Origin of the sequence: Collinsella sp. LCP19S3_H3, from assembly GCF_052119145.1 — a bacterium.
GTDB lineage: Bacteria > Actinomycetota > Coriobacteriia > Coriobacteriales > Coriobacteriaceae > Collinsella.
Window position 1 is genome coordinate 44107 of the sequence record NZ_JBQKFW010000013.1, and the last position, 12439, is coordinate 56545.

At 60.8% G+C, this 12439-nt stretch carries 11 protein-coding genes and 1 riboswitch; all 11 genes read left to right on the forward strand.

Translation table 11 applies throughout. The features are described 5' to 3' along the window. Positions 1–95: 95 nt before the first annotated feature. The 11 genes from groES to ACTQZF_RS07595 all read left to right on the forward strand — a co-directional run bounded on the left by groES (position 96) and on the right by ACTQZF_RS07595 (position 12074). On the forward strand, positions 96–389 hold the full coding sequence (gene groES / locus ACTQZF_RS07545; RefSeq protein ID WP_089572547.1) for a co-chaperone GroES: 294 nt from the start codon (positions 96–98) through the stop codon (positions 387–389). A 96-nt stretch (positions 390–485) separates the two neighbouring features. Further along, positions 486–2123 (forward strand): chaperonin GroEL, encoded by a 1638-nt coding sequence (groL, locus tag ACTQZF_RS07550; protein WP_154514811.1) that lies wholly within the window; start codon positions 486–488, stop codon positions 2121–2123. Positions 2124–2491: 368 nt separating this feature from the next. Beyond that, positions 2492–2684: riboswitch (FMN riboswitch) on the forward strand. Positions 2685–2689: 5 nt separating this feature from the next. Further along, a complete protein-coding gene (locus ACTQZF_RS07555) occupies positions 2690–3280 on the forward strand; it encodes an ECF transporter S component (protein ID WP_441042574.1) in 591 nt (196 codons plus the stop codon). After that, positions 3277–5181: an energy-coupling factor transporter ATPase gene (locus ACTQZF_RS07560; protein ID WP_441554974.1), complete on the forward strand. Its 1905-nt coding sequence runs from the start codon at positions 3277–3279 to the stop codon at positions 5179–5181. The genes ACTQZF_RS07555 and ACTQZF_RS07560 overlap by 4 nt, the downstream gene beginning before the upstream one ends. Beyond that, entirely contained in the window at positions 5181–5981 is an 801-nt protein-coding gene (locus ACTQZF_RS07565) for an energy-coupling factor transporter transmembrane component T family protein (RefSeq protein WP_441554975.1), read from the forward strand. Before ACTQZF_RS07560 ends, ACTQZF_RS07565 begins: the two co-directional genes overlap by 1 nt. Positions 5982–6011: 30 nt before the next feature. Continuing rightward, positions 6012–6458, forward strand: coding sequence for a pyridoxamine 5'-phosphate oxidase family protein (locus tag ACTQZF_RS07570; RefSeq protein WP_154514803.1), 447 nt, complete (start codon positions 6012–6014; stop codon positions 6456–6458). Positions 6459–6512: 54 nt separating this feature from the next. Next, positions 6513–6923 carry a pyridoxamine 5'-phosphate oxidase family protein gene (locus ACTQZF_RS07575; protein ID WP_427718303.1) on the forward strand — a complete coding sequence of 137 codons (411 nt, stop codon included), beginning with the start codon at positions 6513–6515 and terminating at the stop codon, positions 6921–6923. A 263-nt stretch (positions 6924–7186) separates the two neighbouring features. Continuing rightward, positions 7187–8257: an N-acetyl-gamma-glutamyl-phosphate reductase gene (gene argC, locus ACTQZF_RS07580; protein WP_441554976.1), complete on the forward strand. Its 1071-nt coding sequence runs from the start codon at positions 7187–7189 to the stop codon at positions 8255–8257. 134 nt (positions 8258–8391) lie between these two features. Continuing rightward, positions 8392–9660, forward strand: a complete 1269-nt coding sequence (gene argJ, locus ACTQZF_RS07585; RefSeq protein WP_441554977.1) for a bifunctional glutamate N-acetyltransferase/amino-acid acetyltransferase ArgJ — start codon at positions 8392–8394, stop codon at positions 9658–9660. 81 nt (positions 9661–9741) lie between these two features. Beyond that, positions 9742–10722 (forward strand): acetylglutamate kinase, encoded by a 981-nt coding sequence (gene argB / locus ACTQZF_RS07590; protein ID WP_427718310.1) that lies wholly within the window; start codon positions 9742–9744, stop codon positions 10720–10722. Between the two features lie 68 nt (positions 10723–10790). Further along, entirely contained in the window at positions 10791–12074 is a 1284-nt protein-coding gene (locus ACTQZF_RS07595; protein WP_441554978.1) for an aminotransferase class III-fold pyridoxal phosphate-dependent enzyme, read from the forward strand. The last annotated feature ends 365 nt before the right edge of the window (positions 12075–12439 follow it).

The window sequence follows — 12439 nt, forward strand, 5'->3', positions numbered from 1 at the left end:
AACCCGCCATTCGTGGGTACCATTCAACGCGTACGCAAACAAATAGGGTTAATTCGCGTGGCATAACCACGCGGCCCAAAAAGGAGGAGACAAGCATGTCGTCTTTGAAGCCGCTTGCAGATCGTGTTCTGGTCAAGCCCGACGAGGCCGAGCAGAAGACCGCTTCTGGTCTGTATATCGCCAGCAACGCTCAGGAGAAGCCGCAGCGCGGCACCATCGTTGCCGTTGGCGCTGGCAAGGTCAACGACAAGGGTGAGCGCATCCCCATGGACGTCAAGGAAGGCGACGTTGTCATCTACGGCAAGTTCGGTGGCAACGAGGTCAAGGTCGACGGCGAGAAGTATCTGCTGATGCGCGCCGACGACATCTACGCCGTCGTCGAGGCCTAGTCTCATCAGGCTCTCTGATTCGTCTTTGAACGCGGTCGCCGCATAGGACTCGGAAGCGGCGACGTGAGTCACATTTCTTTTGGAGGATTACCTACCATGGCAAAGAACATTACGTTCAATACCGATGCCCGCGCTAAGCTTGCCAAGGGCGTCAACACTCTGGCCGATGCCGTTACCGTCACCATGGGCCCCAAGGGTCGCTATGTCGCCCTGCAGCGCACGTTCGGTGCCCCGACCATCACCAACGACGGCGTTTCCGTCGCCAAGGAGATCGAGCTCGAGGACAACATTGAGAACATGGGTGCCCAGCTGGTGAAGGAGGTCGCCACCAAGACCAACGACACCGTGGGTGACGGCACCACCACCGCAACCCTGCTCGCTCAGGCCATCGTTAACGACGGTCTTCGCAACGTCGCCGCTGGCGCCAACCCGCTGGCCATCCGTCGCGGCATCGACAAGGCCGTCAACGCCGCCGTCGCCGAGATGAAGAAGCAGGCCAAGCCGGTCGAGACCAAGGAGCAGATTGCTTCCGTCGGTACCATCTCCGCCGGTGACCCCGAGGTCGGCGAGAAGATCGCCGAGGCCATGGAAGTCGTGGGCAAGGACGGCGTCATCACCGTCGAGGATTCCCAGACGTTCGACATCACCATCGACACCGTCGAGGGCATGCAGTTCGATAAGGGTTACGTCTCCGCTTACTTCGTCACGGACAACGACCGCATGGAGGCCGTGATGAAGGATCCGTACATCCTCATCACCGACCAGAAGATCTCCAGCGTCCAGGACATCATGCCTGTTCTCGAGGCTGTCCAGCGCGCTGGTCGTGGCCTGCTCATCATCGCTGAGGACATCGACGGCGAGGCTCTGCCCACCCTCGTCCTCAACAAGATCCGCGGCGCCCTCAACGTCTGCGCCGTCAAGGCTCCGGGCTACGGCGATCGCCGCAAGCGCATTCTCGAGGACATCGCCGTCCTCACCGGTGGTCAGGCTGCTCTGGACGAGCTGGGCGTGAAGGTCGCTGACATCACCGCCGATATGCTCGGTACCGCTAAGTCCGTCACCATCTCCAAGGACAACACCGTCATCGTCGGCGGCGCTGGCTCCAAGGAGGCCATCGACGCCCGTATTGCTCAGATCAAGGGCGAGATGGAGAACACCACCTCTGACTTCGACCGCGAGAAGCTCCAGGAGCGCCTGGCCAAGCTCTCCGGTGGCGTTGCCGTCATCAAGGTCGGCGCTGCCACCGAGTCCGAGCTCAAGGAGATCAAGCACCGCGTCGAGGACGCCCTGCAGGCAACCCGCGCTGCTGTCGAGGAGGGCATTGTCGCTGGCGGCGGCGTCGCCTTCATGGACGCTGTGCCTGCGCTCGATGCAGTCGAGATCGACGACCCCGAGGAGAAGATCGGCGTCGACATCGTCAAGAAGGCTCTGACCGCTCCGGTCGCAACCATTGCCAAGAACGCTGGCTTTGAGGGCGCTGTCGTGGTCGACAAGGTCGCCGAGCTGCCCGCTGGCCAGGGTCTCAACTCTGCCAGCGGCGAGTGGGGCGACATGATCGAGATGGGCGTCCTCGACCCCGTCAAGGTCAGCCGCGTCACCCTGCAGAACGCTGCTTCTGTCGCCAGCCTGATCCTCATCACCGAGGCCACGGTTTCCGATGTGCCCAAGAACACTCAGCTTGAGGATGCTATCGCTGCTGCTACCGCTGGTCAGCAGGGCGGCGGTATGTACTAAGGCCGACAAGGTCTAGAACTCCCACCGGGAATCCGGGGGCGTGACGGGGCTTCTCTCCGGAACGTCCTCGGACATGCAAAGAGGCTCCGCATCGCGCTTCGCGCTGCGGAGCCTCTTTGCGTCCTGCGGAATGTTCCGGAGAGAAGCCCCGTCACGCCCCCGGATTCCCTACGTTTACGGCCTTGAGGTCGGCTCGCGGAGAAGGACATGGTTGTTGGGGATACGTATCCCGGACGCTGTTTCGCGCTTTGCGCGAAAGGCGCGTTACTGTGGGATGGGTGGGGAACGTGGTTGTTGCGGCAACTGATCCCCACCATAAATTACCTTTGGCGTACTTGCGCGAAAGCCTGCCCGTGCTAGACTTGGAATTGCTGTTTCAGGGCGGGGTGAAATTCCCCACTGGCGGTAAATCGGACGGTGCCAGAGGGGCGCCGTGGCGCAGGCGCGGTACCTGCGTCCGAGCCGATGAGTCCGCGACCCGTGCGTGCGTTGGTTCGCATGCCGGCTGAACTGGTGAGATCCCAGTACCAACGGTTAGAGTCCGGATGAAAGAGGCAGGTGATCTTATGTCTGAACAGTCGCAGCATATCCATTTTGAGAACACGAATAGGTGGAGCACCAAACAGCTCGTTACCATGGCGCTGATGTGCGCCTTGGGCGCCCTGTTTATGTACGTGCAGCTGCCCATCCTTCCTTCGGCGCCGTTTTTGACCTACGACCCGTCGCTGGTGCCGGCGATGGTGTGCGGTTTTGCGTATGGTCCCGGCACCGGTACTGCTGTTGCCGCTATGGCTATCGTTATTCACGCGCTCACCACGGGTGACTGGGTCGGTGCGCTTATGAACCTGGTTGCCACGCTGGGCTACATTCTGCCCGCGGCTATCGTCTACCAGAAGATGCATACCTATAAGGGTGCCGTGATTGGCCTGGTGTTCGGTGTCATTGCCGCTACGGCACTGTCTATGGTCGCAAACCTTACCATTGGCGTATGGTTCTGGTATGGCTCGGTCGATGCGATCGCTCCGCTCATGGTTCCTGCCGTGCTGCCGTTCAACCTTATCAAGACCGTGCTCAACTCGGTGCTCACGCTTGCAGTGTACAAGGCGGTCTCCAACCTCATCACGCCTAAAAAGAACCAGGTCAAAGGCCGCGCATGATTGATTGTCGAGGCGTTTCCTTTAGCTATGACGGTGTCACGCCGGCGCTCGACGGTATCGATCTGAACATCGAGGATGGCGAGTTTTTCTGCATCCTCGGCGGCAATGGGTCGGGCAAGTCGACGTTTGCCAAGCATCTGAATGCGCTGCTGCAGCCCGATGCAGGAACGGTGCGTATCAACGGCATGGATGCATCCGATCCCGAGTTGGTCTACGACATTCGTTCGACCGCGGGCATGGTGTTCCAGAATCCCGACGATCAGCTGGTGGCAACGCTTGTCGAAGATGACGTTGCGTTTGGTCCCGAAAACCTTGGCGTGCCATCGGCGCAAATTGCGCAGCGCGTACGCGAGGCGCTGAAGGGTGTGGGCCTGGTGGGCTTTGAGCGCCACGAGACCCATGCACTTTCGGGCGGCCAAAAGCAGCGCGTGGCGCTTGCCGGCGTGCTCGCCATGGAACCGCGTGTGCTCATATTGGACGAGGCTTCCTCGATGCTCGATCCGCGTGGACGTAAGGGCCTCATGAAGGTCTGCCGCGCGTTGCACGATCGCGGCATGACCATCGTGATGATTACGCACGTTATGGAAGAGGCCGCCGAGGCCGATCGTGTCGCGGTGTTTCGGGCGGGGCGCGTTGCCATGCTCGGTGCGCCCGAGGAAATCTTGACGCGGGCGGACGAACTTGCCCAGCTCAACCTGGATATGCCGGCGTCGTGCTGTCTAGGTAGGGCACTCCGCGCGAAGGGCGTACCCGTTTGCGCGCAGGTGCGTGAGGCGGATATGGTCGCCGAGATTGCACAGGTTTATGCTGAGCGGAGCGGGGCGGACGTCGCTGGGCGGCCCTCCGCATCCGATTCTCGTGTGCTTGACCATGAATCCTCTGCAGCCGACGGGATGGTCGCGTCGGAACCCGTCATCGAGATTTCGCACCTCTCGCATAGTTACACGCTGAGCGCCCGCGAGCGCCGCCGATGGCGCAAGCGCTCGACCACTGTGGGCGCATCGGGCAAACAGGCTCTTTGGGGCAACGATCCAAACAGCCCCTGGGCGCTACGTGATGTTTCGCTGACGGTGCGTCGCGGCGAGTTTCTGGGCCTGGCGGGTCATACCGGCTCGGGTAAATCAACGCTGGTTCAGCACCTCAACGGGCTGATTCGTCCACAGGAGGGGAGCGTTTGCGCACTGGGGCTCGACCTATCAAGCAAGAAAGGCGCCGCCGCGGTTAAGGCCAAGGTCGGCGTGGTGTTTCAGTATCCTGAGCGCCAGCTATTTGCCGAGACCGTGGCGCAGGACGTGGCGTTTGGCCCGCGCAACCTTGGCCTGCCGCAAGACGAGGTTGTTCGCCGTGTCGCAACATCGCTTGCGCGCGTGGGCCTCGACCTTGCTGCGATAGGCGACAAGAGCCCCTTTGAGCTTTCGGGCGGTCAGCAGCGCCGCGTGGCGTTTGCCGGCGTGCTCGCCATGGAGCCCGAGGTCCTGGTGCTCGACGAGCCCATGGCGGGGCTCGATCCGGCTGCGCGCAGGGATTTCCTGGAGCTCATCGATCGGCTCCATCGTGAGGGCCTGACCGTTGTCATGGTTTCGCACAGCATGGATGACCTGGCCAATTGCTGCGACCGTATCGTTGTGATGAACGAGGGCGCGGTGTTTGCCGAGGGAACGCCCGCACAGGTTTTTGCGCACGCGAACGAGCTCAAATCGATCGGCTTGGGTGTTCCCGCTGCGCAGCGCATGGCATTGTCGCTCGTGCAAGCCGGTGTGCCGCTCCGCTGCGACAAGCTTTATACGGTTGAGTCGCTGGCCGACGAGTTGGCCGGCATACTGCTAGGCTGCGCGGACGGACCTTTGAGGGCGTCGCGTCAGGCTGGTTCCAAGATGGCCACGCAAGAGGAGGGCTGCTAATGGAGGCATTCTCATTTGGCAGCTACTATCCGGGGAAAAGCGCGCTGCATCGTCTGGATCCGCGCACTAAGTTGCTCCTAGGTTTCGCATTTCTGATCACTGCGCTCACCGTCGGCAGCTTCCGCGGGCTGGTTCCGATCGCAATTTTTGTCGTGCTGGTCTATGTCGCGGCCCGGGTTCCGTTGCGTCGGGTCCTATCGTCGATGGCACCACTGCTGGCGATTGTCGTGGTGGTCGCGGTGCTCAATCTGTTTTCCGATCAGAGTGGCCGCATCCTGTGGCAGTTTGGCTTTTTGCAGGTGAGCGAGGGCTCGCTGCGTTCTGCGACGTTTATGGCGTGTCGTCTGACGATGATGATGGCCGGCATGAGCGCCGTTACGCTCACCACGCCGACGCTCGACCTCACCGCGGGTTTTGAGCGCCTGCTCGCACCATTCGCGCGCGTGGGGCTTCCGGCGCACGAGCTCGGCATGATTATGGGTATCGCGCTGCGGTTTATGCCACAATTTGCCACCGAGATGAAACAGACGGCCGATGCACAGGCAAGCCGTGGCGCGCGCGTGACGGGCGGTCCGCTCGGTGGCGTGCGCATGCTCGGCAGTGTGGCGATTCCGCTGTTTACTGGCGTGTTCCGTCATGCCGAGACGCTTTCGGCCGCCATGGATGCGCGCTGCTATCACGGCGAGCGGGGACGCACGCGTCTGCATGCGCTTACGTTTGGTCGCGGGGATGCACTGGCCGCGGTGGCGATGGCGCTGCTGGTGGCATGCGTTGTCGTTATCAATCTTCAACTCGTCTAAGCTCGATTCGAGCGCAAGAAAGGGGTCTCTATGACCGACATCGATCGCACGGCTCAGCTCGAGCGCGTCTGCTCGTATCTCAGACGCATTCCGGCGTGGTATCTTGCCACGACCGATGCAAACGACGGGCATCAGCCCCGCGTGAGGCCGTTTTCGTTTGCCATGGTCGATAACGACAAGCTGTGGTTTTGCACGTCGCGCGACAAGGACGTGTGGGCGGAGTTGAGCAAGAATCCCAAGTTTGAGGTATCGGGCTGGAAGCCGGGGGAGTGCTGGATCGTGTTAACTGGCGAGGCCGCACTCGAGGACGATGCATTCGTGAGTGACAAGGTGCGCCAGACGGGCTTTAAGCACATGGTGGGCATTGGCGAGCAACACGATAGTGCCAACGATGGCCGCCTTGCGTTCTTCTCGGTCCGCAACATCGCCGCACGGTTCTGCGATATCGACGGCAGCGAAGAGCTCCTCGAACTTTAATTTCCCAAATTAGCTGCCCATTCCAAAAAGACTGGTCAGATGACAGGAGGAAACGTGGACGGATTGAATACGGTGCTGGAGTATCTGACGTCGGTGCCGGCGTGGTACCTAGCGACGAGCGTGGACGGGCAGCCGCATGTGCGTCCGTTCTCGTTTGCGCAGATTCAGGACGGCAAGCTGTGGTTTGTAACGGCGCGCACCAAAGATGTGTGGCAAGAGCTGCTGCAAAACCAGCGCTTTGAGGCCACGAGTTGGTGGCCGGGCCATGGTTGGTTGATCCTGCGCGGGCGTGCGGGTCTGGACGACCGGGCTTCGGATGAAATGCGCGAGGCCGGGTGGAAGCATCTTGAGCGCTTGAGCGAGCACTATGAGGGGCCTAACGACCCCACGCTCGTCTTCTTTAGCGTCGAGGACCCCGAGGCTTTTATCTGCAATCACGACGAATGGGTTCCGGTCGAGCTCTAGGCTGCTCTGGGCGACCCTTAAGTTTGGTATTCCGTATAAGGTGGGCTCCGCATTGGCCAGCAGCATGATGCGCTGCGGCTAATGCAGAGCTCGCTTATTTTTTGTCAATTCTTTCAAGCGAATGTGTCGGGTATGTTTCAATGCATGAAGACACAAATTATTTGCGTAAATATGCATTCTCGGGTGCTAAAGTTTCAACCTACCTCATAACGACGGCTGCGGAATGCGCAATGACGCATAAGACCGCAGACAAGGAGTCCGATATGTCTTTAAAGGTTGGAATCGTCGGCGCGGCTGGATATGCCGGTGCCGAGCTTATTCGCCTCGTGCTCGGCCATCCCGAGTTTGAACTTGTTGCCATTACGTCCAACGCCGATGCCGGCCAGCTGCTGTCCGCGGTGTATCCGAGCTTTGCTGGCGTGAGCGATCTGGTTTTCACCACGCATGACGCCCCTGAACTCAAGAGCTGCGATGCGGTTTTTCTCGCCGTGCCGCACACGGCTGCCATGGCACAGGTGCCCGCTCTGCTTGCATCGGGTGTCTCTTGCTTTGATCTTTCGGCCGATTACCGTCTGAGCGACGCGTCTGTCTTTGAGACATGGTATGCCGCCGAGCACACGAGCCCCGAGTTGCTTAAAACACGTGCCTTCGGTCTGCCCGAGTTGTTCTGCCAGGACTTAGAGACCGCTGCTTCCAGCCATGCCGCTGGCAGACCCGTGCTGGTCGCCTGCGCCGGTTGCTATCCCACCGCAACGAGTCTTGCTGCCGCGCCTGCCGTGCGTGCGGGCTGGGTGGCCCCGAGCGGCCCCGTAGTCGTCGACGCCATCAGTGGCGTGACGGGTGCCGGTAAGTCGTGCAACACCCGCACCCATTTTTGCAGCGCGGACGAGAATCTGGAGGCCTATGGCGTAGGAAAACATCGCCATACGCCAGAAATCGAGCAAATTCTGGGCCTTACCGATCGCGTCGTCTTTACTCCGCACCTGGCACCGCTCAAGCGCGGCCTGCTCTCTACGGTGACGCTGCCGCTCGCAACGCAGGCTCTCGAAGCGCTGACTCTTGAGGATGCCGTCGACCATTACAAGAAGTTCTACGCCGGTCGTACCTTTGTGCGCGTGCTCGATGCCGGCCAGCAGCCCAAGACGGCTTCGGTTGTCGGTACCAATGCCGCCCAGATCGGCCTTGCGCTCAACAAGCGTGCGGGCGTGCTGGTGGCGACGGGCGCCATCGACAATTTGTGCAAGGGCGCTGCGGGCCAGGCGGTCCAGTGCGCCAACATCGTCTTTGGTTTTGACGAGCGACGAGGCTTGCCCACAGTGGCGTGCCCGGTGTAGCACATTCGATTATTAACGATTTGGTAGTCGGGTATCGAGTTTGGCGCCACTTTTAAGCTGGTCTCATGATTGTGGCTGGCATGGCGCACCAACCGATGCCCATTTTTTGTTTGACATAAGGAGTCGTAAAGACGATGAATGCTGAGCAGTTCGATATCAAGATTCGTGCCGTAGAGGGCGGCGTAACGGCGGCAGCCGGCTTTAAGGCGGCGGGCATCCATGCCGGATTCCGCAAGAATCCCGAGCGCCTGGATTACGCGCTCGTTGTGCCCGATAAACCCTGTCCCGGGGCCGGCGTGTTTACGACTAACCGCTTTTGTGCGGCGCCCGTGCAGGTGAGCCGTGCCAACCTGGGCGGTACGGACAAGGGCTATGGCATCATCGCCGGTGTTTCAATCAACTCCGGCAACGCGAACGCCGCCACGGGCGAGACCGGCCTTGCCTGTGCGCGTGAGACGTGCAACATCGCCTCGCAGGTCATTGGCTGTGAACCCCAACAGATTTTAGTTGCCTCCACGGGCGTGATCGGACAGATTCTGCCGATCGACACGTTTGAGACGGCAATTCCGTCCGCCTACGAGGCACTCTCTGCCCATGGCGGCGCCGATGCAGCCCGTGCCATCATGACGACCGATACGCATTCCAAGGAGTATGCCGTGTGTTACCGCAGCGAGGCCGCGGGGCACGCAGGCAATACCTATACGGTGGGCGGCATGTGCAAGGGATCGGGCATGATCATGCCCAATATGGCCACCATGATCGCGGTCATTACTACCGATGCCCCCGTCGAGTCGGCGGCGCTCCACACCCTACTGCTCTCGACCGTTACACAGACCTTTAATAAAGTGACGGTCGATTCCGATACCTCGACCAACGACACCTGTATCATGCTGGCTTCTGGCGCTGCCGCCGCGGATGCCGAGGCCATCGTCGAGGGCACTGACGCCTTTGACGAGCTGGCCTTTGCCGTGCACGAGGTGTGCGAGAGCCTGGCGCGTAACATCGCGGCCGATGGCGAGGGTGCGTCAAAGCTCGTGACGGTTAACGTCACCGGCGCCGCCAACGACGAGGAAGCCGATATCGCCGCCCGCGCCGTCGCCAACTCGCCGCTCGTCAAGACCTGCATCGCTGGTCACGACTGCAATTGGGGTCGCGTTGCCATGGCGCTCGGCAAGTGCGGCGTAAAGTTTAATCAGGAAGACGTTTCCATCGACATGATGGGCATGCCCGTCTGCCGCGATGGCCTGACTGTTCCTTTTGACGAGGACGAGGCCCTGCGACGTTTTGAGGCGCCCGAGATCGTGATTTCGGCCGACCTGGGTGCAGGCGACGCGGCAACGACCGTGTGGACCTGTGACCTCACGCACGAGTACATCTCAATCAATGGTGACTACCGCTCCTAGACTCCAGGCACGCTGCGCATCTCGCCGCGATTGCGGGCAGCGGAGCACAGCGCGATAACGATACGAAAGACGAGGCAGATTATGAAATTCGCACGCGATTGTCGTTCGAGCGAATCCAACGAAGCAACTGCGCAGCTGCTGTTCGAAGCGCTGCCGTGGATTAAAAACCTGACCGGCAAGACGGTCGTTATCAAGTATGGCGGGGCCGCCATGGTAGACGAGCAACTGCGTCGCGACGTGATGAGCGACATCGTTTTGCTCAAGATTATCGGCATGCGCCCCGTCATCGTGCATGGCGGCGGTAAAGCCATCAACGAGGCGCTGAGCCATTACGATATGCCCGTCGAGTTTAAGAACGGCCAGCGCGTGACCACGCCGGCGACCATGGATATCGTGCGCGAGGTGCTGGGCGGCAAGGTTAACCAAGAGCTGGTGGCGGCAATCAACCACCACGGTAACTTGGCCGTGGGCGTATCGGGCAGCGACGCCGGCACGCTCATCGCCGAGCCGCTCGACCCCGAGCTCGGACGCGTGGGCAAAGTGACGCATGTCAACACCGACTACATCGAGAACTTGCTCGATAGCGAGTATATTCCCGTCATCGCTACCGTCGCGGCGGGGGAGGACGGTGGCTTCTTCAATATCAACGCCGACACCGCCGCCGGTGCCGTTGCGGCGGCGCTCCACGCGCACAAGGCGATCTTTTTGACCGACGTCGACGGCCTGTACAAGGACTTTAGCGATAAAGACTCGCTCATCTCCAACCTAACGCTCGACGAGGTTAATGAGATGCTCTACGGTGGCGAGGTCGATAAGGGCATGATTCCCAAACTGCGCGCGGCCGTCGATGCGCTTGTCGGCGGCGTATTTCGCGCTCACATCATTAACGGTACCACGCCGCATTCGCTGCTCCTGGAGCTGCTGACCGATGCCGGCGTCGGCACCGTGATCCACTCTACCGAGACGGCCTACGAATTTGATACGCATCCGCACCCGCTTTCGACCTTTGCGGCGCGCCTGACCGAGAACCTCGACGAGGTCGAGAAGCTCCAGACGGTCTAGCTGGTTAGAAATCGTCACACCGTTACACCCACAGTCCGCGCCACCTGGCGCTTAACGAAAGGCATCTCATGTCACTTGCAGCTCAACAATCGCTCGAATCCCACTACGTTATGCAAACCTTTGGCCGCTCGCCGGTCGAGTTTGTCGAGGGCCACGGCATGAAGCTCACCGGCGACGATGGTCGCGAATATCTCGATTTTCTTGCAGGTATTGGCGTATGCAGCCTAGGCCACGGCAATCCGGCGGTGCTCTCGGCGCTCGAGGCCCAGGCCAAAAAGCTCCTGCATGTCTCCAACTACTTCTACATTGAGCAGCGCGGCCAGGTCGCGGCGTTGCTGTCCAAGCTCGCCAACGACGATGCGGACGGTGCGCGCGTGCTTGCCGACGCGATTGCCGCTGGCGACGAGACCACGGCGGCGGCGCTTGGCGCTCCGGCTGCGGGCGAGCAGGTGTGGGAGACGTTCTTTGCCAATTCCGGTGCCGAGGCCAACGAGGGCTCTATGAAGCTCGCGCGTCTGTATGCCAAACGTGCTGGCAACGGTGGCAACACCATCGTGTGTATGCGCGGCGGATTTCATGGTCGTACGCTCGAGACCATTGCCGCGACCATGCAGGATTGGCTGCAGGACAGTTTCCGCCCGCTGCCGGGTGGCTTTGTGGCATGCACACCCAACGATGTAGATGAACTGCGCGCAATCTTTAAGCAGCTGGGAAGCGAGATTTGCGCTGTGATGCTCGAGCCGATCCAGGGCGAAAGCGGTGTGCATCCCATGACCGAGGAGTTTATGGCGGCGGCGCGCGACTTGGCACACGAGGTAGGTGCCGTGCTTATCGCCGATGAGGTCCAGTGTGGTATTTTCCGCTCCGGCAAGCCGTTCGCGTTCCAGACTTATGGTGTGGAGCCCGATATCATGAGTCTTGCCAAGGGCATCGCCGACGGCGTGCCCATGGGTGCCGTGGTGGCAAAGAAAGAAATCGCTGACATCTTTAAGCCCGGCGACCATGGTTCGACCTTCGGCGGCAGCTGCTTGGCCATCGCGGCGTGTGCCGCGACGCTCTCCGCGCTTGTGCGCGGTGACTACGCAGACCATGCCGCCAAGGTGGGTGCCTATATGGAGGCAAGGCTCGCCAAGCTGCCGCATGTTACCGAGGTGCGTGGTCGCGGCCTAATGCTCGGCTGCGATTTGGACGATGCTGCGGGTGATGCGCACGACGTTGTGGCTCGCGCATTGGTGGCTGGTACCGTGATTAACGCTACAGGTGCACATACACTGCGCTTCCTGCCGCCGCTCGTGTGCGAGGAAGCCGATGTGGACAGCCTAATCGAGATCCTGGCGGGTGTTTTAGCTTAGCGCCATCAGACATAGCAGTTTGAAGCGGGTTCCAGACCGTCACGTGCCGTTTGGCGCACGATTGGGCAAACTGGAGCCCGTTTTGCTATCGATTTACCATGGCTGGGATAGGCCGTATGCAAACAAAAACGGTCCCCTTGCGAGGACCGTTTCCAATTCAGTGGTGGGCGATGAGGGATGTCCGCGTGCGGCTGGCGCCGCCCGCGCCCCGCTTCGTCGCTCCGCTCCTCGCGTGCTGCGCTGGAAAACGCTTGCGCGTTTCCTCAGCTCCGCACCCTTGCGGGTTCGAATCCCTCTGCACTGGGCCCAAAAGGGAAAGGCCCCCATCGCTGGGAGCCTTTTCAATCAAGTGGTGGGCGATGAGG